The sequence below is a fragment of the Streptomyces cavernae genome (assembly GCF_004023625.1).
Classification (GTDB): Bacteria; Actinomycetota; Actinomycetes; order Streptomycetales; family Streptomycetaceae; genus Streptomyces; species Streptomyces cavernae.
On sequence record NZ_RPDJ01000001.1, the window covers coordinates 472,258 to 493,795 of the forward strand.

At 69.0% G+C, this 21,538-nt stretch carries 20 protein-coding genes and 2 pseudogenes; 12 read left to right on the plus strand and 10 right to left on the minus strand.

The features are described 5' to 3' along the window. The first annotated feature begins 248 nt into the window (after positions 1-248). Together EF387_RS12025 and EF387_RS12030 are read left to right on the plus strand one after the other, a co-directional pair. Positions 249-716 (plus strand): MarR family winged helix-turn-helix transcriptional regulator, encoded by a 468-nt coding sequence (locus tag EF387_RS12025; protein WP_128376492.1) that lies wholly within the window; start codon positions 249-251, stop codon positions 714-716. Between the two features lie 280 nt (positions 717-996). Next, the gene (locus tag EF387_RS12030; protein WP_128376493.1) at positions 997-1,485 is read left to right on the plus strand and encodes a hypothetical protein; all 489 of its coding nucleotides are present in this window, start codon (positions 997-999) and stop codon (positions 1,483-1,485) included. A 191-nt stretch (positions 1,486-1,676) separates the two neighbouring features. On the opposite strand, the gene EF387_RS12035 is transcribed toward EF387_RS12030, so the two are convergent. Further along, positions 1,677-2,078, minus strand: a complete 402-nt coding sequence (locus EF387_RS12035; RefSeq protein WP_128376494.1) for a peptidoglycan-binding domain-containing protein — start codon at positions 2,076-2,078, stop codon at positions 1,677-1,679. 415 nt (positions 2,079-2,493) lie between these two features. Between EF387_RS12035 and EF387_RS12040 the strand changes: the two genes are divergently transcribed. Beyond that, positions 2,494-3,453: a CehA/McbA family metallohydrolase gene (locus EF387_RS12040; RefSeq protein WP_128376613.1), complete on the plus strand. Its 960-nt coding sequence runs from the start codon at positions 2,494-2,496 to the stop codon at positions 3,451-3,453. Between the two features lie 158 nt (positions 3,454-3,611). Here the strand turns inward: EF387_RS12040 and EF387_RS12045 are convergent, their stop codons facing one another. Together EF387_RS12045 and EF387_RS12055 are read right to left on the minus strand one after the other, a co-directional pair. Then, complete coding sequence (locus EF387_RS12045; RefSeq protein ID WP_128376495.1) at positions 3,612-4,652, minus strand: vWA domain-containing protein; 1,041 nt, start codon at positions 4,650-4,652, stop codon at positions 3,612-3,614. 842 nt (positions 4,653-5,494) lie between these two features. Next, the gene (locus EF387_RS12055; protein WP_202918212.1) at positions 5,495-5,767 is read right to left on the minus strand and encodes a hypothetical protein; all 273 of its coding nucleotides are present in this window, start codon (positions 5,765-5,767) and stop codon (positions 5,495-5,497) included. 472 nt (positions 5,768-6,239) lie between these two features. Between EF387_RS12055 and EF387_RS12060 the strand changes: the two genes are divergently transcribed. Further along, positions 6,240-6,533, plus strand: a complete 294-nt coding sequence (locus EF387_RS12060) for a GlsB/YeaQ/YmgE family stress response membrane protein (RefSeq protein ID WP_128376496.1) — start codon at positions 6,240-6,242, stop codon at positions 6,531-6,533. Between the two features lie 294 nt (positions 6,534-6,827). Here EF387_RS12060 and EF387_RS12065 read toward each other — a convergent pair whose 3' ends face one another. Beyond that, complete coding sequence (locus EF387_RS12065; protein ID WP_128376497.1) at positions 6,828-7,268, minus strand: GNAT family N-acetyltransferase; 441 nt, start codon at positions 7,266-7,268, stop codon at positions 6,828-6,830. A gap of 161 nt (positions 7,269-7,429) precedes the next feature. Between EF387_RS12065 and EF387_RS12070 the strand changes: the two genes are divergently transcribed. The 4 genes from EF387_RS12070 (at position 7,430) to EF387_RS12095 (ending at position 13,958) form a co-directional block, all read left to right on the plus strand. Beyond that, on the plus strand, positions 7,430-8,827 hold the full coding sequence (locus EF387_RS12070) for a M1 family metallopeptidase (protein ID WP_128376498.1): 1,398 nt from the start codon (positions 7,430-7,432) through the stop codon (positions 8,825-8,827). 765 nt (positions 8,828-9,592) lie between these two features. Next, positions 9,593-11,911 (plus strand): PEP/pyruvate-binding domain-containing protein, encoded by a 2,319-nt coding sequence (locus tag EF387_RS12075; protein ID WP_238431462.1) that lies wholly within the window; start codon positions 9,593-9,595, stop codon positions 11,909-11,911. Then, positions 11,908-13,161, plus strand: a complete 1,254-nt coding sequence (locus EF387_RS48230; RefSeq protein ID WP_238431463.1) for a hypothetical protein — start codon at positions 11,908-11,910, stop codon at positions 13,159-13,161. The genes EF387_RS12075 and EF387_RS48230 overlap by 4 nt, the downstream gene beginning before the upstream one ends. 185 nt (positions 13,162-13,346) lie before the next feature. Next, on the plus strand, positions 13,347-13,958 hold the full coding sequence (locus tag EF387_RS12095) for a protein-tyrosine phosphatase family protein (RefSeq protein WP_338058105.1): 612 nt from the start codon (positions 13,347-13,349) through the stop codon (positions 13,956-13,958). A 67-nt stretch (positions 13,959-14,025) separates the two neighbouring features. Here the strand turns inward: EF387_RS12095 and EF387_RS12100 are convergent, their stop codons facing one another. After that, positions 14,026-14,958: a zinc-binding dehydrogenase gene (locus tag EF387_RS12100; protein WP_128376500.1), complete on the minus strand. Its 933-nt coding sequence runs from the start codon at positions 14,956-14,958 to the stop codon at positions 14,026-14,028. Between the two features lie 92 nt (positions 14,959-15,050). Between EF387_RS12100 and EF387_RS12105 the strand changes: the two genes are divergently transcribed. Then, positions 15,051-15,782, plus strand: coding sequence for a TetR/AcrR family transcriptional regulator (locus tag EF387_RS12105; RefSeq protein ID WP_238431464.1), 732 nt, complete (start codon positions 15,051-15,053; stop codon positions 15,780-15,782). Between the two features lie 43 nt (positions 15,783-15,825). Here EF387_RS12105 and EF387_RS49720 read toward each other — a convergent pair. Further along, positions 15,826-15,966 (minus strand): annotated as a pseudogene (locus EF387_RS49720) (NF041680 family putative transposase); the annotation flags it as partial. Between the two features lie 333 nt (positions 15,967-16,299). On the opposite strand from EF387_RS49720, the gene EF387_RS12120 reads away from it, so the two are divergent. Then, positions 16,300-16,737, plus strand: a complete 438-nt coding sequence (locus EF387_RS12120) for a glutaredoxin domain-containing protein (RefSeq protein ID WP_128376502.1) — start codon at positions 16,300-16,302, stop codon at positions 16,735-16,737. A 100-nt stretch (positions 16,738-16,837) separates the two neighbouring features. On the opposite strand, the gene EF387_RS12125 is transcribed toward EF387_RS12120, so the two are convergent. Continuing rightward, on the minus strand, positions 16,838-17,773 hold the full coding sequence (locus EF387_RS12125; RefSeq protein WP_128376503.1) for an alpha/beta hydrolase family protein: 936 nt from the start codon (positions 17,771-17,773) through the stop codon (positions 16,838-16,840). A 55-nt stretch (positions 17,774-17,828) separates the two neighbouring features. On the opposite strand from EF387_RS12125, the gene EF387_RS12130 reads away from it, so the two are divergent. Next, positions 17,829-18,230 (plus strand): winged helix-turn-helix transcriptional regulator, encoded by a 402-nt coding sequence (locus EF387_RS12130; protein ID WP_128376617.1) that lies wholly within the window; start codon positions 17,829-17,831, stop codon positions 18,228-18,230. Positions 18,231-18,501: 271 nt separating this feature from the next. Continuing rightward, the gene (locus tag EF387_RS12135) at positions 18,502-18,810 is read left to right on the plus strand and encodes a hypothetical protein (RefSeq protein ID WP_128376504.1); all 309 of its coding nucleotides are present in this window, start codon (positions 18,502-18,504) and stop codon (positions 18,808-18,810) included. A gap of 336 nt (positions 18,811-19,146) precedes the next feature. Here EF387_RS12135 and EF387_RS12145 read toward each other — a convergent pair whose 3' ends face one another. The 3 genes and pseudogenes from EF387_RS12145 to EF387_RS12155 form a co-directional block, all read right to left on the minus strand. After that, positions 19,147-19,656 (minus strand): NUDIX domain-containing protein, encoded by a 510-nt coding sequence (locus tag EF387_RS12145; RefSeq protein WP_202918224.1) that lies wholly within the window; start codon positions 19,654-19,656, stop codon positions 19,147-19,149. Positions 19,657-19,834: 178 nt separating this feature from the next. Further along, positions 19,835-20,027 (minus strand): annotated as a pseudogene (locus EF387_RS12150) (dienelactone hydrolase family protein); the annotation flags it as partial. Positions 20,028-20,338: 311 nt separating this feature from the next. Then, positions 20,339-21,529 carry a cytochrome P450 gene (locus EF387_RS12155; RefSeq protein ID WP_238431465.1) on the minus strand — a complete coding sequence of 397 codons (1,191 nt, stop codon included), beginning with the start codon at positions 21,527-21,529 and terminating at the stop codon, positions 20,339-20,341. Positions 21,530-21,538 lie beyond the last annotated feature (9 nt).

A 21,538-nucleotide genomic window follows, 5' to 3' on the forward strand; every position in this document is an offset into this window, starting at 1 on the left:
GGCAAGCTGACCTGCGTCCCTTCCCACGGGGCTCCCGACCACGGCAGGGAGCCCCGTGGGCTGCCGGGGCATGCCCTCCGCCAGGCCGGTGCCCTGGACCGTGGTCCCCCTTCTCATTCCGGGTTTTCGCGCCGACGACGTCCGGAAGATCACCCGCTTGTCCTCAACCGCACTTGAGGTCCTACGGTCTTCACGTGATCCGCACGGCGTGCAGGCTCCGCACCCGAAACACCAGAGGGGGAATTCCCATGACGGCTCAGCAGGTCTCCGACGCGGAACTCGCCGGACAGCCCGCCGCACACTGGACCGGTGTCGCCTACGAGGCGCTCATCGCGTACACCCGGGCCCGGCAGGCTGAAAAGGGCTACACCCAGCCCCAGTTCTGGCTGCTGCGCAACCTTTCGGTCAACGACATTTCGCCCGACGGCGAGGGGATGACCCTGCCCGAGCTGCGAGCGGCCATGGCCTCCTATATCCGGCCCGAGGACGATCTGGCGGCGGAGGCCGAGGTGCTCGTGGAACGCGGCTGGCTGAGCTGGGGCGCCGACGGCCGGCTGCGGCTCACCGAGGAGGGGGAACAGGCCCGCGTCGACCTCGCGCGCAACGCCCCCGCGATCCGCGCCGCCCTCCACGAGGGGATCGACGACGCGGACTACGTCACCACGGTGAAGGTGCTCCAGCAGCTGATCCGCAACGCGGGCGGGACGGTCGCCTGACAGACCGAGGGACGCGGACGTCTGTGTGCCGAGCTGCCCGGAGCCGGATGTCTCGCTTCTTGAGTCGGTGTTGGGCCAGGACAGCCGTCACAAGGTTCTCGCAAGGTTCACAGTAGATCCTCACCTCGCGTGCCGACAGGCGGATCGCGGCAGGCGGTGCATGCCGCAGAGAACGCCGATGCCGGCGCGCGCAGGGCTCCCGGGGAGCGACGTGCCACCCGCCCTGCCGGCAGTCGCGCGAGGCGTGGCCGAGCCGACGCAACAAGAGAATGGAACTGCCATGCGCAAGATGATGTTCCGAGCAAACCGGACGGCCGTCGCCACCGTGGCCGCCGTCTTCATGGCCTCCGGAGTGGTCGTCGCGGGGGCGACGACCGCCTCCGCGGACGAGTGCGGAGGCCCCCGTGACTACCTCTGCGGCGCGGTGAAGAACCGGACCGGCCGCACGATGCACTACACGATGAGTCTCGGCTCGGGCCCGCACTTCTGCGACGTGTGGAACATCGACGGCGGCACGACGAGCAAGTTCAAGCACGACAAGTGCAAGCAGGAGTCGTTCGGCAATGGAACGCGGGGCGGTAACGGCACCGGCAAGGACGTCGACGCCTTCACGTTCGCCACCCACGGCTACCACGAGCGGTTCTCGCGGGTCGGTACGTGGCACTGGCGGGCGAAGGGCGTGTGGACGAAGATCCGGAGCGGGGAGATCGCCGACTGCGGCATCGGCGACAACAACGAGGTCTGGTGCACCGTGCTCGTGCAGGTCTGAGACAGCCCTGAAAGGCGGCGGCACGCACATGCCGCCGCCTGGCCGATCTGATGGACAAGAAAGGCCTCGTCCACGGACTCCGCTGTTCTTGCTGATCAGGCGTGTCTCGGCCGCACCCGGAAACAGACATCAGCTCCCAGACCCCCGTTCGCGGCAGGCGAGCGTGCTGAGGTGGCCTGCCGCGGGTGTCGTCAGGAGAAGAAGTCGTCCACGCAGCCGGCGCTGTCGCGGAGCCAGGTCATCGCCCTGCGCGTGTTGGGTCCGTACACACCGTCAGCAGCAACCTTTTCCTTGCGCTGCGCTGCTTTGAGGGCCCGCTCCGTCGCGCCTCCGAAGTCACCGTCCTGGGCCAGACCCGCGTTGTAGCACATGTTCAGATTGAACTGCAGAGCGCGGACGGCATTGCTGTTGGAGCCGCGCCCCATGTTGCAGTCCAGCGCGTTGTTCGACGCCGCAGGGAGGAAGATGCCGGACCGGTACACCTCCTTGGAACAGTGCGGGACGGCGCTCGCGGTGGTCGCGGGTACGACCACCAAGCCGGCGGCGAGCGCGACGGTACAACCCAGGCTCTGCAACAGGCGGACCGATTTCATATGTCTTCCCTTCGACGAGGACGGGCCTCACGGGTGTGCGGCCTTGGTGGCCGGGCGGCGGGGTGCCCGCTCCGCCCGGTTGCGGCGAGTGACCCGATGTTCCGCGGCACGCCTTGCGGAAATCTTGCGGCGGGGGGCCGACGCTCTACGTAGTGGCCGCGATCGAGCGAAACAGGTCCTTCTGGCCGCGACCACGGACTCGACCAACGGCCAATGCCCGGTGAGCCGAAACCCGACGCGTCGCGCGATCGCCGCCCGTCAAAGCCACAGCCACAGCCAGAGCCGTCTGACTCGGCTGATCACGTGTGGCGACGGATCTCGGTGATGCCACGGAACCGGTTGCTCTGCTTGTGCGTTGCCTCGACAGGCCTGTGAGGGGAGAACATTGTCGAGCTTGAGCTTCCCGCCGGTGCGGGTGGTCGGACGCGGGGCGGCCTGGTACCGCGGTGATTGCCATGTCCACTCCGTGCGATCGGGTGGCGGAGAACTCACCCCTGCAGAGTTGGCGCTCCGAGCCCGCGCCGCCGGTCTCGACTTCATCGCGACGACAGAGCACAGATCTGCTGCGGAACCCGGTGCATGGGGGCATCTGGCCGCCGATGACTTCCTGATTGTTCTCGGTGAGGAAGTGACCACGAAGGCCGGGCACTGGCTCGCGCTCGGCCTCAGCCCCGGCCAGGTCGTCGACTGGAACTACGGGGCCGGAGACGGACTGATCGATCAGTGTCTGGACCAGGTCCATCGAGTGGGAGGCCTGTGTGTGGCGGCGCACCCACATGCGCCCTATCCGACGGGCGACTTCATGTACTCCTTCCAGGGCTTCGACGTGGTGGAGGTGTGGAACGGGCTATGGACTTCGGACCGGCCCTGGAACGCCGACAACGAAGCCGCCCTGGCCGAATGGGGGCGGAGCCTCGCAGCCGACATCCAGACGGGTTCGTGGCGGCCGGCGATGGGCAACAGCGACACGCACTTGGAGGGGCAGATCGGCATCCCCCACACTGTGGTCTTCGCCGAGGAGTTGAGTACCGATGCAATCCTCGCCGGGATCCGCTTGGGCCGGAGCTGGATCGCCGAGTCGGCGGCCGTGAAGGTGTCGTTGACGGCCAGTGTTGAGGGTCGCATCGCGGGAGTGGGAGAACGGCTCGTAGCTCATGGTGGGCAAGTTGAAGTGCGTGCAGCGGTACAGGGTGTGCCGTCGGCAACCGTCAGCTTCCACACCGATCGAAAGGTCGACCGCGCGGCCCTTCCCGGTGACGGAGCGGGTGCGGTGCGGTGGCACACGACGGCGGAGGACTCGGTATTCGTCCGCATCGAGGTGCGCCATCCCGACGGGACCGTCGCCGCGCTCACCAATCCCATCATCCTGCTCTGACTGATCGCTTCCACGTGCGGTGCGCAGGCGACGTGGACAGATAAGGCTGCAGGCCAGTTCGAGCAGTATCGGCACGCCGCGCCGGCAGCCGCCGCTCTGTGGCTGGTGAGGTGCCGGGACGACGAAGCCTTCGGTTCAACCGACGGGGTTACGAGGGGTCAGAGCATAAGGAGCAACCGCGTGTTCGGTACGAGCTTGCGGTTCACGCTGGTGCTCTGCACGAAGATCGTGAAGTCGTCGTTGTGGTCCGGCTTGACGCGCACCTCCACGTCCGGCAGGCCGAGCAGGGCGCGGGCCTCGGGACCCGTGTACACCCGGTCCGTCTTCTTCTCCAGCACCGCAATCTGTTTCCGCGCCTGAATCTTCTCCGACTTACTCAGCTGGTAGAACGCACCACCGGTACGGTAGGTGTGTCCGCATTCGATCACCCAGTCCCGTATCGCCGCGTCACGGGCCACCGGGATCAGCTGGTACTGCGACGGATTCACCGGGGTGAGGCCGGCCGCTTTGATGGTGTCCTTGTTGACCGCCTCCGCACCGGTGGAGAACACCGCCCGCGATCCCCGGATGCCCTGGGTGCGGCCCACCATGAATTTCTCGGTGGCCTGCCGGATGACCTGCCCGGCCTCTTCCAGACCCTGTGTGCTCGTGGCGTCCCAGATGGCGATGTTGTCCTTCGGGAAACCGCACTGCATGGCCTCGCGCTTGCCCATCTGGTCCGGCACCAGAACAGCCAGCGTCCAGTTGTCCTCCTGCCTCTCGATCATCTCGGCCACGGCAGCGACGAGTGCACGCGGATCCCGGGCAGGAGCATCCGGGCAGCGATGACTTGCGTTCTCCTGCCCATCGGTCAGTACGAACGTCAGGAAGCTGTGGTCGCCGTACAGTTGTGCCGTCTGCGCCAGCTCCCGCTGTGACTTCAGCGCTGCCGCCAGCAGAGCCGTCATGCCACCGACCCGGTACAGCTGCTTCAGCGACGGCATCCGCAGCACGTCCTTGTCGTAGATGACGCACTCCACCTTGTCTGCGAAGACGTACACCGTGACGCGGGTTTCCTGGTCCAGTTCCCTCGACCGGCGGGCAAGGTACGCAATCTGCTGGTCGGCGACTTCGACGACCTTGCCGCTCAGGTGCGACATGGACGAACTGGCATCCAACACGAGAGCAACGTGGTTGATGTAGTTCTGGTTTCCGGACAAGACAGCTCCCCCTCTTCCGGCTCGATGCTTCCACCATCTCACCCACCACTGACAATCGATCTTGGCTCCCGGACCGGACGAAGAGCCCACCCGGAGGGACGGATCCGAAACGCCGCACGGACCCCCGGTCAAGGTCACGGTCACGGCCCGGGGCCTCTGCCCCTTCCGGGCGCACCGCGTACGCCCCTACGGGCCTCAGCGGCAATCGACTTGCGCCTCAAGCGGCCTGAGATACCACAGTGGCCCCCATGAACGGCCACGAGCTGTACCTCATCGGAGCCGCCGCGTACCGTGCCGGAGAGTCCCCCCGGTCCCCCCGGTCCCAGCAGGCCGTCACACGCTTGATGGAAGCGGCCACCGCGCTGTCCGGCACACCACACCGCTCACCCCCGAAGTCGGAAACCGGATGGCCGACGGATACCGGCAGGTGCCCGACATCCTGCGCCGGATCGCCCGAAGAGGAAGCCGGCTCCAGAGCCCCGTCTACGACGACACCCACGTGCCGGTACGTGTCCCTGGTGGCGTTGATCAACGGACCGCGACCGAGGAGGACCACGACTCCGTCCCCTGTGCATGGATCGCCGACGCCATGCGCGCCGAGGAACCGCTGACTCCCTGGCAACCACACCGGTTCGTCACGGACCGCAGCCTCCGGCGCGGCCGCAAACACCGCAGGAAGCTGGAAGTTGCAGAGCACACGGCCGGGCGCCGCACGGAGGCCGGCCTGGCCTGTCACAGGTGCGGCCGATGCAGGAGCTGCTCACCGGGCCGCGGCCACGGCCCGGTGAGCACTGCCCTCCCGCAGTGCCGTACGCACCGGAAGTGTTACGGATAGCCCGGCGTCAGCTCGCGCATGACTCGTCCTTGACGATCTCCACCCAGCCTTGCGTGGTGACGTAGGCGCGAAAGCCGTGCCCGACGCATTTGGTGGCGAGGTTGCTGAAGTCGTCCGGCATGTTGTAGACCTCGGCGGCGGTGTCGTCGCCCTTCTTCCCCTTCACCGGGGCGTCGCCCTTGCCTCGCTCATCTGCGTAGTTCTGAGAACACCCGGTGAGCAGGCCACCCGCCACCAGGGCCAGGACGGCGGCGCACTGCACTATGTTTTTCCGTCGCATGCTCGGTTCCCCCCGTACGCGTGCGGTTTATCCGGTACAGACGCCTCGAGGGCTGAATCGGTTCCTTTCGTGGTGATTCGACCAGGGCTTGTGCGGTTTCGTGATCAATCCTGCCTATCCGGAACCGTCTGGCGGGCGGATCCGGCAGGGAAGCGATCTTGAAGCGCAGGTAACTCACCGACGTGCAATGGCAGTTGATCGAGCCTTTCCTCCGGCCCGTACCGCCGAGCGGCTGCGGGGGACAGGCGGGTAACTCCCCCTGAGTACCGCCGGGTCACTCTGGTTGCCCCACGAACACCCGGCCGTGGCAGTCACTCGTCGAGGACGACAGCGGATGGCGAAGCCATGATCGACGCGGCGATCTGCGACGGCGACATCGGACAGCGTGGCCCGGCCGCCGATGGACTCGCGACGGAGTTTGGCGGCGTGCTCCTTGGAGACCCGTCCGGCGAACCCAAAGCAAGGAGAAGCCATGGGCATTATCGCGTGGATTGTCATCGGTCTGCTCGCCGGAGCTATTGCCAAGGCACTCATGCCGGGCAGGGACCCGGGCGGAATCATAGTCACCATGCTCATCGGAATCGCCGGAGGTCTCCTCGGAGGCTTCCTCGGCAAGGTGATCTTCGGAGTCGACTCGATCGACGGGTTCTTCGAGATTTCCACCTGGATCGCAGCCATCGTCGGGTCCGTCATCCTCCTCGCGCTGTACCGCCTGTTCACCGGCCGTGGACATGGGCGCGGACACCGCGGGCACGCCCACGCCTGACAACGCCGCTCCGCTCGACGAAGCCGCCTTCTGTGCGGAGACCTCTCTCGCAGACCGGCGCGCCGCGAGCGGGTGTGGCGCCGTGGAGGCAGGCGTGGTCCGCCACCCCCGTGGCGGCGGACCACGCCTTTCTACGTCACCAACGGCACCGGCTCCGGCGGAGAGGCCTCATCGAGGACCTGCCGCAGTTCGGCTCTCGCCAACTGGCTGCGCGCATCCGTACGGAGATCTCCTGCGGCGCTGGAACTTATTCACCGCGACACGCGAGATGCAACAAGTCCCGGCCGACTCGGATCACGAAAGGCGTAGATCGATCCAAGGAATGGTTTCCCCTGGCAGCACGTACCGCTCGATCTCGGCGAATCCGTGCTTGTATGCGAACCGCAGGCCGTCCTCGTTGGAGGACAGGACCACCGTTTCGATCACCTTGGCGCCCAATGCCCGTGCGCGGTTGAGCCCGCGAGCATAGAGATCCTCGCCGAACCCCTGCCGACGGTGAGGAGCGAGCACACGGGCGATCACGGTGGCCGTCAGCGTGTCGTCCGACGGAGGACGCACCGTGCTGCAGCCCACGAGAATGTCACCGTTGTACGCGACTTCCAGGTGATGGCGCTGTGCGCGCTCCTGTACCTCCTCCATGGACAGGAGGTGCGTAGGGATGATCACGTTGTGGACGTACTGCCAGTCTCTGAAGGTGGCGTCATCGTCCGGCTGTTGGATGCGAAGGTCAGACATCGCAGCAGAAGACCCGAGTACGCCTTGGACGTCAACTCCGTTTTGCCGCGCCGGCGAGACGCCATGGCCGCCAAGGGTGCACGCCGCCGAAGCGGAGCGTGTGCCCTCGGTTCCAGCAGACGGGGGCGTGCTGTCCATGCGATGTGGCACGATCGGCTCACATGTCGTCCTTGCCTGTGTGGTCCTCAACGGCCGTACGCCGTCTGCTGGTTGTTCTTCTGGTAGTGCTCGTGACGGCGGGCGCCACGGCGGCCGGGGTCGTCACAGAGCCCCGGGGCGAGGCGCGGCCCTCCGAGGCCGCGACCCCCGATCGCCTGCGTTACGACGTCACCGTGCGCGGCGACGCCGACGGCTCCAACTGGAGTGGCCGGCAGCGGGTGTCGTTCCGGAACTCCGCCGAACGGCCCCTGCGCGAGGTGTACTTGCGGTTGTGGGGAAACGGCGACGACGGTTGCGGTACGCCGGGAAGACCGTCTCCTGTCAGAGTGTTCAACGTGCGCGGCGGCAACCCGGGCCGACTGACCGTGGAGTGCACGGCACTGCGCATCACCCTGCGGAAACCGCTGGCGCGCGGGGAGCGGGCGAGCATCGCCTTCGACGTATCCATCACTGTGCCCGAGCGCAACGACCGCTTCGGCCGCGAGGGAGCGTTCCGCTTCCTGGGCAACGCCCTACCCGTACTCGCTGTGCACGACGCGAAGGGGTGGCACCTCGATCCTTATGTGCGGATCGGCGAGAGCTTCTACAGCCTGGCCAGTGACTTCAAGGTGCGCATCGACCACCCGTCGACCCTCAAGGTCCCTGCGACCGGCCGCAGTTGGACCGAGTCCGGAGAACCGGGTCGCGCCATCACACACAGCATCGCGTACCGGGTACGGGACTTCGCCTGGGCGGCCGGCCCGTTTCGCACGGTGAGTGAGACCTCCCCCGGGGGCGTGCGCGTGAAGTCGTACTGGGCACCGAGCACGCCCGCCGCTGGAGTACGCCTGACCCGCAAGGACGGCGTCAGCGCCGTCGACCGGTTCAGCAAGGAGTTCGGTCGCTATCCCTATGGCGAGATCGACCTCGTGATGACCGAGAAGTTCGGCGGCGGAATGGAGTACCCCGGCCTGGTCCTCCTCGGCACCACCGACGAGGGCAGCGCCGTCGTCCACGAGGTGGCGCACCAGTGGTGGTACAACATCGTGGGCAACGACCAGTACGGCGCGCCATGGTTGGACGAAAGTTTCGCCCAGTACGCCAACGCGCGGTTCTACGGGTGGGACACCCGCGGGTGCTGGTCCGACGTCGACTGGCCGAACGACCGAACCGCGTTGACCGACTCGATGGCCTACTGGTCCGCGCACCGTGACCAGTACCATCTCGTCTACACGGCCGGTTCCTGCGCGCTCGCGGACCTGGAACGCACCATCGGGGCCGAGGCCATGGCGCGACTCCTCAAGCGGTATGCACAGGACCACTGGTACGGCGTCTCCACCACCAGCGCGTTCAAGAAGGCCGCCCAATCGGCCACTGGCAAAGACCTCGGGCCCTTCTGGAAACAGCACTACATCCGCTGAGAGCACGTCGTCTTCTGGGGCGCCGCGTTCACGGCCGGGCTGCACGCGGCCCTGCGGGTCCCGCGCGGGACCGAACTCGGGGGTCGCGGCGGAGGTGGGACGGGCCAGTCGGCCTCGCGTGCAGTGAAGAACTCCTGGACGGGGGATCGCGCTGGACGGACTCGCCGCGTTACGGCACCCGCAGCGACGATGCCAGGGCTGGAACGGGCTGGTCGCGGGATACGCGACACCGGCCGAACACGCCTGCACCGCAGCCGTGACGCGTGTGCGAGCTGCTGCCGCCACCGGTTTGAGCGGGCGACCGGGCGCGCACCCAAGGCAGCTGGCCGGGGACGCACGGTGACCGCAGGAGGGTGTCCACGCACGGGAGTTGTCCATGGACACAGGGTGAACCGGATGGGGCTTCACACCTCACCAAAGACTCGCATAAGTTGCATATAAGGGTGGTTTGCGCATAACGGCGGTGCCACCATGGATCGGGAGGCGCACCTGCGCCGGGGGCGCCCGGATCCCTGTGGAGGCTCGCCCCATCCTTCGTTCCGCCGTCAGGCGCAGAGCCACCCCGCGTGTCCCCCTGTTGGCGGTCGGTCTGGAGGGTGCCGGATGACAATGATCGACGAACGTCATGACGACGGGGACGCGCGGGGCGTGCGCCAGAGGCACTGCGAACGCCCGGTTGGTCGGCCGAGTGGAGCGTCGACCGCGGCCCGCGTCACGGGATCGAGGCGCGGCGCGAGCCCGCCCCGCTCGGGCGGCCTCGAGGTCATGCGCCTCGATGATCCCCGTGCCGTGATCCCGGAACTGACGGGTTCCAAGGCCGCACGCCTCGCCCGGGCGGCCGCGGCGGGGCTGCCCGTCCTGCCCGGGTTTGTGATGGCCTACGCGTCCGAAGAGCTGCGGCACCCCGATCCTGAGCCGACCGCTCCGGAACCCTCCGGCCGCTACGAAGTGCCCGGTTCCGCACCGCCCTCGCCGGAATCGTCCGACCCCGAACCGTCCGACCCGGAACCGTGCGGCGCCGGCTCGCCCGACCCGGAGCCGCCCGAGCCGGAACCCGCCCTGCGCCGCGCCTGGAACGAACTGTCCGACGGTGGCACACGGCCACTGGCCGTACGCTCCTCGTCCCCGAACGAGGACACACGGGAGTCGTCCCAGGCCGGACAGTTCACCTCGGTACTCGATGTGCGCAACTGGACGGAGTTCCGCGGGGCCGTGCGCGCGGTGCTCGACTCGGCCCGCGGGCCGGACGCCACGACGGCGCCGATGGCGGTGCTCGTGCAGCCGATGCTGGCGGCCCGGGCCGGGGGCGTGCTCTTCGGAGCGGATCCCCTGGCGGGCCGGGCGGACCGGATGCTGGTGAGCGCCGTAGCGGGTGGCCCGCACACCCTGGTCGGCGGGGAACGATCCGGGACCACCTACCGACTGGGCCGCCGGGGGCGGGTGTTGCACACCGAGGTGCCTGGTTCCGAGGTGCCTGGTGTGCCCGAGACAGATGAAACAGGGGAGATCGGCGAGTCCGGTGTCCCGCGACGAGGCGCCCTCCACGAAGGCACAGGTCCAGCGGACGGGACCGCGCATGCGTCCGTACTCACTCCCGGCGAGCTACGACGCCTGGCGCAGCTGGCGCGGCGGGCCCGTCGTGTGTTCGGAGAAGCCCAGGACATCGAGTTCGGCTTCGACACCGATGGGCGGCTGTGGCTGTTCCAGTGCAGGCCGATCACGGCGATGGCGGCGCGGCCCTCGCGGCGGGCACGGCTGCTGGGGCCGGGGCCGGTCATGGAGACCCTGCCGGATCAGTTGCAGCCGCTGGAGGAGGACCTGTGGGTGGTGCCCATGTCCCGCGGTCTGGCCGCCGCCCTGGACATCGCCGGCAGCGCGCCGCGCCGGTGGCTGCGCCGGTTGCCCGTCGTGACGTCGGTCGACGGCCGTGCGGCGGCCGATCTGCGGCTGATCGGCGCGCTACCGCCCCGGCACCGTTGGCTGGCGCTGCTCAACCCGGCGCCGAGCGGCCGTCGGCTCGCCGCCGCATGGCGGGTGGGGCGGCTGACCTCAGCCCTGCCCGGGCTTGCGGTCGACCTGGTGGCGGACGTCGACCGCCGCCTCACCGAGACGCCGCACCCGGCCGGCCTTCCCACCCCCTCTCTCGTCTCCACACTGCGCTGGACCCGCGGCGTCCTGGTGTCCCTGCACGCACAGGAGGCCCTGGCCGGCGCGCTCCTGCCCGAGACGGGCACGAAGACCGCCGCGGGCACCGCACTGACCACCCTTGCCCGGGCTCGCGCCCTGGGCATGCCGGACCATCGCACGGTGGTGGCGGAGCCGGTGGTGCTGGCCCTGGTTCCGCCGAACCTGCGGGGTGGTGCGGGGCTGCCCGGCACACCCCGCGGTCGCGGGCCGCACACCGGGGCCCCGGAACTGACCGCGCCCGTCGCCGCCCTGCCCACCCGCGAGACGCTGCGACTGCGCATCCGCTGGGTGCAGGAGCTACAGGTGAGGTTGGTGGGGGAGGCCGGGCGGCGGCTGGCGGCGCGGGGCGCCCTGGCGGACACCGAACACGTCGGACTGCTGCGCTGGCCGGAGCTGGTCGCGGGGCTGGGCGGCGAAGGGCTCCCGGAAGGACTGGGGCGGCGGGCATCGCACACCGCGTCGGCACCGCTGCCGGACGTCTTCCGGGTCACCGAGGACGGTGTCGTCGTGGCCCAGCGGCCCAAGGGGCCCGACGCCGGACGGGGAGTGTCCGGCGGGCGGGCCGCCGGCACCGTCTGGGACGGCAATGGTCCGCGTCCGGACGACCCCGTGCTGGTGGTGCGGAGCCTCGACCCCGCGTTGGCGCCGCTGCTGCCCGCTCTCACCGCCCTCGTCGCCCAGACGGGCAGCCCGCTGTCCCATCTCGCCCTGCTGGCAAGGGAGTTCGGCCTCCCCACGGTGGTCGGTGTCACCGACGCGGCGCGCCGTTTCCCGTCGGGCTCGCTGCTCACGGTCGACGGCACCACCGGTGAGGTGCGTCCGGCCACGGATGACCTGCCCCCCGTCACCGACGACAGCCATCCCGCTCCCGGCGCACGAGCGGAGGCCGTCCCATGAGGCGTCTCACCTATCTCTTCGGCGGGGCCGCGGCGGCCGGGGCCATGATCTACTTCGTCGTTTACCTGTATCGCTGGCAGTGGCAGCGCGCCATGCTGTGCGGGGTGGTGCTGATCATCGTCGAGATCCTGCTGCTCGGCGTGATGCTGCTCGGCCGGGTGGCACGGCTCGAGGAACGCGTCCGGGACGCCGACCGCGACCGAGTCGGACCGCCGGCACAGCAGCGAGACGTACAGGACGTACTCGCCCGGCTGCGGCCGGGCGACGGCCGGGATGCCCTCGAACGCCGCGACGCCTTCGGTATCCGCGATGCCCTCGAACGCCGCGACTCCTTCGGCAGCCGCGATGCCGTGCACAGCCGCGATGCCGTGCACAGCCGTGATCCTCGCGGCCACCGCGATGCCCTCGGAAGCCCTGAATCCCTCGGAAGCCCTGAATCCCTCAGAAGCGCTGAGTCCTTCCGAAGCCATGAGTCCTTCGGAAGCCGTGAATCCCTCGGCATCCGCAGTTTCCGCGGCGCCCCCGGCCCTGGCGATCACGGCGATCACGATCGCCACGACGGCCACGACGGCCACGACGATCACGACGGCCACGACGATCACGACGGTCACGGCGCCCCCGGCGACCGGTTCCGCTGGCTCGACGATCCGCCGAACCGTACGTATGTCTTCGTACCGGTGCTGATGGTCACGGGTGTACTGCTGTCGGCGCTGGCCTGGCTGGTGCAGCGCATCGCCTCCGCGACGGCACGCCCCAGGGCGGAGCGACAGCTTGCCGGGCGTCTCGCCGTACTCGCCGCACCGGCCGCGGACGACGACCTGCCGCCGTTCGGCGTTCCGCGGCACCGCCGCCGTACGGCACGCACCCTCGCGGTCGGCACCGTCGGGGCCGCACTGCTCGCCGGACTGGTAGGCGGGCTGGCCGAGCTCACGCAGACCCGGCAGGAGGAGGACAACGACAGCGCGGCGACCTCGGTGGTGCTCCGTGTCGACATGCGCGGCGACACGTCGTCGCAGCGGGAGGCGCTCGCGGCGCGGCAGGCCTGGGAGCGCTGCCGTGACTCCACGTCCGTGCCGCTGGGCCACGCCACCCTGGGCCGGCTCGACGACGGTCTCTACGCCGGCGTGGTGCGGCCGGCGCTCACCGATCACGACCGTGTGCGGCTGCGCGGCTGTCTGGAGGACGCCGGCCTGGAGCGCACCCATCTCACGGTCCTGGGCATAGGCGACGTGGAGACGCACGAGGGCTGAGACCGGAAACGAGAGGAATGGCATACCTCACAGCGTTTTGTCCGTATTGAGGGGTACTCTTCCGGGGACGCTTCCGTCTCCCTCCGATCCGGGCCGTTATGGCAGTCATCTCAGCAACCGTTCCCCGCCCATCCGTTACCACCCGGCGTTTCCGCCGTGTCACACTCCGCGTTCTCGCTGGACTCGTGTTCGGCTATCTCGCCCTCTGGGCGACTGGAGCGTTGGGCATCCTCGCCCTGTCGCATTGGGTCAATGAGGAGACCCCGCCGCCCGCAGGAACCCGCACCGTCCAGGGCATCAATCACTTCCAGCCGGTCGACGGCAAACTCTGGCGCGGCGCCGCCCCCTCCGAGCGAGGCTATGCGGAACTGGCCCGACTGCGGTTCACCACCGTGGTGGACCTGCGCGCCGAGGACCTGAGCGCGACCCAGCTCGCCAAGCCGCGCGAGGCGGGGCTGAAGGTCGTCCGGCTGCCGATCAGGGACGGCCAGACGCCGGAACCCGGCCAGGTGCGACGGCTGCTGCAGGTGGTGAACACCGCGCCCGGACCGGTCTTCGTGCACTGCGGTGCGGGAGTCGGCCGAACTGGTTCGATAGCGGCGGCCTACCTGGTGCGGACCGGGCAGGAGTCGCCGGCGGCGGCGGTGCGGCTCAACCTCGCGGTCGGCCCTCCGTCGATCGAGCAGATCTACTACGGGCTGAACCTGACCAAGACCCATGCGAACCAGCCGCCCCTCGCGGTGGTCGCGGTGAGCCGACTGGTGGACGCCCCACGCAGGATGTGGTCCTGGCTGTGATCCCGAGATTCCTCGAGCCGTGACGCGTGATCCCGGACATGGATACAGGCCCGGCGTGGGGCGGCGCCTACAGGGTGAGGTCCAGGACTGCCTTGCCGTGGAGGCTGCGGCCCAGGAGGGCGGCGATGCCTTCGTGGACTTCGTTCCAGCTGCCACGCCACGAGATGTGTGGGGTGAGGTCCTGGGCGGCGAGGCGGTCCGCGAGCCAGGTCAGGTCCGGGCCGGGGAGTGGGCCGTCCTGGATGTGGAAGGTGACGATGGAGCGTCCGTGGCGTCCGTCGTTGCCCAGGAAAGCGCCGGGCGGAAACTGCACGGGCTGCAGTGTGACATCGCCGACAGCGACCAGCGTGCCGTGCGGTGCCAGTTTCTCGAACGCCTTCACCAACTGAGGGCCTCCGACGCAGTCCACGACGGCGTCCATGAGGGCGTCGGCGTGTTCCGGGCCCGGGATCACGTCATCGGCGCCCAGGGCGCGCAGGTGGTCGCCGTGGGTGTCGGGGTCGCCGGTGGAGGCGATCACGTGTGCGCCGCCGCGGTGAGCGAGCTGTACTGCGTACTGTCCGACGCCGCCGGTGGAGCCGGTGATGAGGATGCGTTTGCCCGGCAGGGAGCCGATTCGGCGCAGTGCGCGTAGGGCGCTGGTTCCGGTGACCGGCAGGGTGCTGAGTGCTCCGGGGTCGGCGTCGGCGGGTGCGACGCCGAGCAGACCGGTGTCAACCGCCCTGAACTCGGCCCAGCCTCCGCCATCGCCCAGGGTGAGTACTGCGGTTCCGGCAGCCGGCCCGGAACCGTCGGCGGCCGCACGTTCGACCACTCCGGCGGCGTCCCAGCCCAGGACGGTGCCCTCTGGCGCTCGGGAGACGGCGTGAGTGACCTCTCCGAAGTTGAGCGAGGTGGCGGTTACCCGGATCAGGGCCTGGTGCGGGGCGGGTTCGGGGTCGGTGGTCTCGCCGAGGCGGAGACCTGAGGCAGCAGAGTGGTCGACGAGCAGGGCACGCATGTGGTTCGCCTTTCCAGGAGTGACACGAGCATTTATGCCACTCAGTGGCACATGCCTGCAAGTGGCGTTTGCCTCCGCGCTACACTCGGCTCGTGACCGCCAGCCCCTCCACCTCGCCCGCTGCCGACCGCCGACGGGACGGGTCCCTGAAACAGGCGCCCGCCGACGCGCCGCTGAGGGAACGCAAGAAGCGCCGCACTCGGCAGGCACTGATCGATGCCGCGCTCGAACAGTTCACCCAGCGCGGATTCGGCGGCGTGACGCTGGACGAGCTCTGCGACGAGGTGGAGGTGTCCAAACGCACCTTCTTCCGGAACTTCACCAGCAAGGAAGACGTCGCGATGGCTCCCCTCCAGGACTTCTGGACGGCCTTCCTGGAGGAACTGCAGATCAGCCGACCCGACGGCGGTCCGCTGCTGGAGCTGGCGCGGGACGCCCTCCTCTCCGCAGTGGACCGCGTGGCCGACGAGGAATGGGCACACCGGACCCTGCTCAGCCTCCGGCTGGCCGAGCAGACCCCCTCGATGCACGCGCACAGCCTGCACTTCTGCGATCGCACCACCCAGGCGGCGCTGGAGATCCTGCACCGCAGATTCAACCTCGACAACCGCGGCGACCCTCGCCCCCGCCTGGCCGCGGACATGCTGGTCGCAGCGTTCCGCTACGCCCTCACCGGCTGGGCAGTCCAAGCCGCGCGCACCAGCGAACCGACCTCGGCCCGGCCACCGGCCAAACAGGAACTCGCGACCCGCTTCCGTGAAGCTGTCGTCGCACTCCCGGCCACCCTCACGATGACCGTCGCTCCCCGTCGAACCAACAGCTGACCGCGACGGTCCAAATGGTGCGCGCACTCTCGCGGTTGCCGCCCGGCCCGTCCGCACACAGCAACGCATCCGTGGGGTCGAACAGTTCGTCCCCGCAAGCGGTCAGACAGTCGAATACGTCCTCCCGGAAGCGTGACGCTTTCGCGAACGCTTCCCCCGGAACATGATCAGGCAGCCGACTCACCTTCACGGCCTTCGTCGTGGTCACGTGCGCCCTTGGTCGGAGCACATGATCAGACGAAGGCCGCCTCAGCGTCCGGCGAACAGCCCAGGTGAGCGGCCTAGTGCCGCAACAGGCAACGTTCGCCCCGTCGCGACGCCGGGGACGCCCTCTCACCGCACCGGCCGAAAGCCCAAGTACGTCCAGTACGAGGACTTCCGGCCGGCCCTCCCCCAAGCTCTTCGAGCAGGGGGTACCCCCAGAGGACGCCCCGGACGCCGCTGATTGACGGGCAAGCGTTGCCTGCCGCGGCACTAGTTCGAGGAGCATTTCGACTCATCGGTAGCCTGCATCACCATGATGCGCGCTTGGATCCTGCCGATGCTGCTTGTGCTCAGCGGCTCAGCCGTCGCGACTGGGCAGATCTTCCAGGGGAGCCCCGGCACAGCCGCAGCACTCCTGCCGGCGTTCCTGGCGCTCGCCGGCGTGAGCTCACCCCTGATCTTCCCGAGGTCGATCGGTGAGCAGGAGGCACAACGCCGCAGCGCGGTCGACGGCCGACCGGTCGTCTTCTGGCGGCCGGGCTGCAAGTACTGCATACGACTGCGAATCCGGCTGGGCCGCAGCGCCCGCCAGCTGCATTGGGTCAACATCTGGCGCGACCCGGCAGGAGCCGCAGCGGTGAGAGCAGCCAACGAGGGCAACGAGACCGTGCCGACCGTCGTCGTGGCGGGCCAGCCGCACACCAACCCCGACCCCGATTGGGTGCGCGAACAGCTCTCCCCTTCCGCATGATCAGGAACCGCGCCCTACGGTGAGACACCCGCAGACACAAGCACACAGAGGCCGGGGCTCGGGAACGACCTGTCAGATCGCGAGCCAGGCCGCGAAACACCTACTTGCTCTCGGTGCTGAAGGTGCCGGTGCTGTGGCTGATTCGGTCCTGCAGGGCCTGCCAGCTTCGTGCGTCGGCGCTGAGGACGTCGTGCAGGTAGGCGGAGACGGCGTCGGCGACGAGGACGACGCGGGCGGGGTCCTCGTCGGTGGTGTCCTTGGCGGCCTCGCCGGAGATTCCGCCGAAGAGGTGCTCGCCCTCGGCGATGGTGAGCAGTCGCTTCGGGCCCGGGCTGAGGTGGTAGGCATCGGTGAACCATTCCGGTCCGCGGGTAGTCATCACCGACTGGTCCTTTCCGCCGGCGATGACCAGGGCGGGGGCGGTCATGCCGGAGAAGTCCGGGCGCGCGAACGGGAGATACTTGAGCGCGAAGGGCGTCAGGGCGTCCCCGGCACCGGCCGCCGCGATGAGCGCGCCCGCCTTGACGGCGGGGTGGGAGAAGTCCTCGCCCGGGTTGCCCTCGGTGTCGAGGACGCGGGCGCCCAGGAGGGCTCCGGCGGTCTGTGCTCCCCAGGAGTGCCCGACGACAGCGACGAGATCGCGGTCGACGCGCGCGGCCAGACCGCTGACCTGGTCGAGGATGTCCCCGAGGCCGTCCAGGACTCTGTGCAGATCGGCTATGCGCACGCGCCAGATGGTGGCGAAACGGGGATCGTCGAAGCCGATGCCGTGGCGGCGGGAGTCCAGATGGGTGGGCTGCACCACGACGAACCCGGCAGCGGCCCAGCGGTCGACGAGGGGCTCGTAGCCGTCCATCGACCAGGCGTTGCCGTGGGAGAAGACGATGACGGGCAGGTCGCTCCCGTCGACCGGTGCGGTGACCTTGACCTGCAGGTCGATGCCGCGGTCGGTGGTGGGAACGGTGATGGGCTTGACGGCGATGACCTGACGGTTGAGCGTGGCCGTGGGGCGGCTCTGGCCGGAGTGAAGTTCCATGGCGTCGACGTTAGGAAGCCGATAGGTACCAAATGGTAACCTTCGGCTCGTGAACATGACCGCAGACGACCTGGCGAGCGCGGCAAAGGACCTGGCAGCGGGCACGGTGTTCCTCGCCGACTGTCCCGCACGGCTGGCGATCGAGATCATCGCCAACAAGTGGTCCGTCGTTGTCCTGTTCGCTCTCACCGGCGGACCCAAGAGACACAGGGAACTCGTCACGCTGTCCGGCGGGATCTCGCGCAAGGTACTGACGCAGACCCTTCGCCGCCTGCAGAGCAACGGCCTGGTCGACCGGCAGGTGTACGCCGAAGCGCCGCCGCGGGTCGAGTACAGCCTGACCACGCTCGGCCAGACACTCCAGGAGCCGATCGCGATGCTGACCGAGTGGGCGCGAACCAACGGCGAAGCTGTCGTCGACTTCCGGGAGTCGGCAGCCGCCAGGTCGATCGACTGAGAGGAAACTTTCGGCGGGCTTGGCCTTGCGCCGGGTCGGCGCACAGTTCGGCGTTCGCGGGAGGCCGTCCGCGCCGGGCATACGGATGTCCAAAGCTCCACTGACAGGGCCGCCCCGGGCCGCCCTCCCGCCACGGGGTCGGGAGGGCGCCCGGCACCGAGGGCCACAGCACAGCCCCGCATGCACTACCTGACGCCCGATTTCGCCAAGCGGCTGGCGGCCTGGGAGAAGAAGAATGGGGCGGACGGCGTCCTGCGAAGCGTCTCACACGATGGCGGGCAGCCGGCTCCCCCGACCTTTCAGCATTCGGTATGACGTCACCGCGGACGCCCAGCGGGTGTGGGTCGGCGTGTGGGTCGGCGATCCCGATGGCCCGTCCTGGAAGCTGCCGCTGGAGGTCCTGAACGGCGCTCAGTGCTTACGCCGCATGGCCGTGTCCGCCCTCGTCGTCTCCGCGAGGGCGGCGTTCCGGGACCAGGTGGTCCAGCTCCGAGCGGTCGTGGCAGTTTTCGCACAACCAGTGCCCGGGCCGCACTTCGTACTCCCCGTCGGCTCGGCACTGGTCGCTGTTCAGGCCTGAGCATTCGTGTCCCCCACCATTCCCCATGACTGTGACGGTCCGTCAGGGCGGGTGGTCCGGGGAGGGGTATGCGGGGGCGCACGGTCGCTCGAGCCCGGCAAGGCACCACCCGCGTCTCCGGCGGTGACAAAACCGGGCGGGCCGTCTGTGGCACCCTGCGGCGCCATTCAGCGGCGTGGCGTTGGCGGGGTGCGATTCCGGACCAACGCTTGTCTCTCACACAGAGCACTGATGTGACCGCCCTTGCAGAACGCCTCGCCGCTCCCCAACACACACCCGCCGGCCCAACTCCCAGAGAGCTCGGAACGACCAGCGGCTTCATCCCTCTGACCCAGCTCACGAACACCCTCTCTGCGAAGACACCGGGTCAGCGCGACATGCAAGATACCGATCGAAAATCTCCTGACTATCAGGAGTGAAGGTCCACTGCCGCAGAGTCCGCCGCAGCTCGGACTCGGTCAGCCACCCGTGCCAGGCCACCTCTCCCGGGTCGGGGGTGACGGTCTCCGCAAGCACGGCATCGCACACCCCAAGCCAGTGAGGGCTGAGCCCACCCCGGTTGAGGAACTTGAACCGAAAACACACTGCCGCCCGCGTCCCCAGCTCCTCACTGAGCTCGCGGGCAGCCGCCTGCTCATAGGACTCGCCGACTCCCGCAGCGCCCCCGACACCGAGTTCGTAGTGCCCTGGGAAACGGGACAGCTGCTCGGCACGCCGATGGACGAGAAAGCGACCTTGCCCATCGCGGCACACGAGCACGCCAACCCGGTGCAGCCAGCCCTCCCGGACTGCCTCCCTCCGGCTGACCACTCCCAGCACTCGGTCCTGAGCATCGACACGCTCCACGAGTTCATGCACGACGCACACGGTCCCAGACACCACTGACACCTGACCGAAATGCCCAGAGGGTCAGGCCTTGGCTCCGTCGGGCGACCTCCACTACACCGAAGGAAAGGTCACGCTCCTGTCTCGGTTCTCAATAACTTGTCCAGCAGCCTTCTACGCTGGTCAGGCCGCTACTCGGTCAGTAACTGCTGGCCAGTGTGCGGTCGAGGAGGGGCAGCAGGCGGTCCCAGTGGCGCTGTAGTCCGGCGGGGTCGAAGGCATCGGTGTCGGACATGGTGAATCCGTGGACGGTGCCAGGGGTAGATCTCGGCGGTGTGGTCGACCTTCGCGGCGTCCAGGGCCCGGTTGAGCTCGCCGAGCCCAGTCACAGTGCGGCGCGACATTCCTGGCTCGGCCAGGAGCCGGCGTCTCTCCTCCCATCGGCCGTCGTCCACGCGATCTCGTACCCCGCCTCGTCGGCGTACATGGAAACGTGCCCAGCCCCGGGAGTGGACCGTCCGGCCACCGTCCGTCCGGTCGGCCGAGGAAGGGCATGGGGCCTTGGGCGATTCTCCGGGTTTCGCAGACGACACGCCCTTGAGCAGCTGCCTCGGCCCGTCTGACGGCCCTGGTGAGGACGTTCGCGGGCGATGCCTGCCTTCGTGGTGGCCGGCGTCCGGGAGGGACACTTGCCTGCCGAGTCTCAGAGCACGACGTCGAGTCGCGCCGGACGGCGGATCATGACGAGGCCCTCAGGTGGCTCGCGTTGGTAGCCGGGAGCGAGACGCAGGTTGGGGAAGCGGTCCAGCAACTGCTCCAGGACGACGCGGGCCTGAAGTCGGGCCAGTGGTGCGCCGAGGCAGGTGTGGATGCCGTAGCCGAAGGTCATGGTGGTGGCCTGTCCGGTGGGCCGGTCGAGCGAGTAGTCCGCGGCGTCGGTGCCCCAGGCCTGTTCGTCCCAGTTGGCGGACTGGAGGCTGACGGCGAGGCGGTCGCCGGGCTTGACGGGACAGCCGGAGATCTCCCGTTCCTGCGTGACCGTACGCAACACGTACTGCAGGGGCGCGTCGTGGCGCAGTGACTCCTCGATCGCGGCGGGGACGAGCGACCGGTCGGCGAGGAGGCGTTCCCAGCGGGTGTGGTCGACGAGCAGTTCGTGGAGCAGGTTGGTGATCAGGCTCGCGGTGGTGTCCGTGCCGGCCAGGATCAGCTGGAAGGAGTGGATGACGGCTTCTACCGGGGTGAGCGGTGGCTCGCCGTCGGCGGGGTGCGCGAGACCGTCCAGGACGTCCGCCCCGGTGGACGGGGCGGCGGCGCGGGCGGCGAGCTGCTCTCCGAGGTAGCCGGTGAGGGCCCCGAACTCCGGCATGTCGGTCCGCAGTTCGGGGAGGATGTCGTCGATCGCGTCGGCCCACTGGTGCAGACGCTCCCAGTCCTGCTCCGGCAGGCCGAGGAAGGCGTACACCACCCGGGTCGGGATCTGACGGGCCAGGTCGGTGTAGATCTCGGCCTTCTGGCCGGGCTGCCAGGTATCCAGGACGCCGGCCACGATCTCGCGGACGCGCGGTTCCTGCGCGCGGAGCTTGGCCGGAGCGAACCAGCGCCTGAGGCGCCCGCGTAGCGCCGTGTGGTAGGGCGGGTCCGCCATGGTGATCGGGATGGCGGGGAGGTCGGCCGTCCTGGTGCCGCCTTCCAGGGAGAAGTTGTCGACGGACGAGTACGTCTCGTGGTCGGTGAGCACGCCTCGTACGTCCTCGTGGCGGGCGAGGAAGTGCACACCGGGGCGAGGTTGGGACACCGGGCAGTGATCACGGGCTTCGGCGAGCCGGGCCGCGGGATCGGCGTGGTGGGCGGGATCGATCGGATCGTAGGGGGCAGGGTGCGGGTGAGCCATGGTGACGTC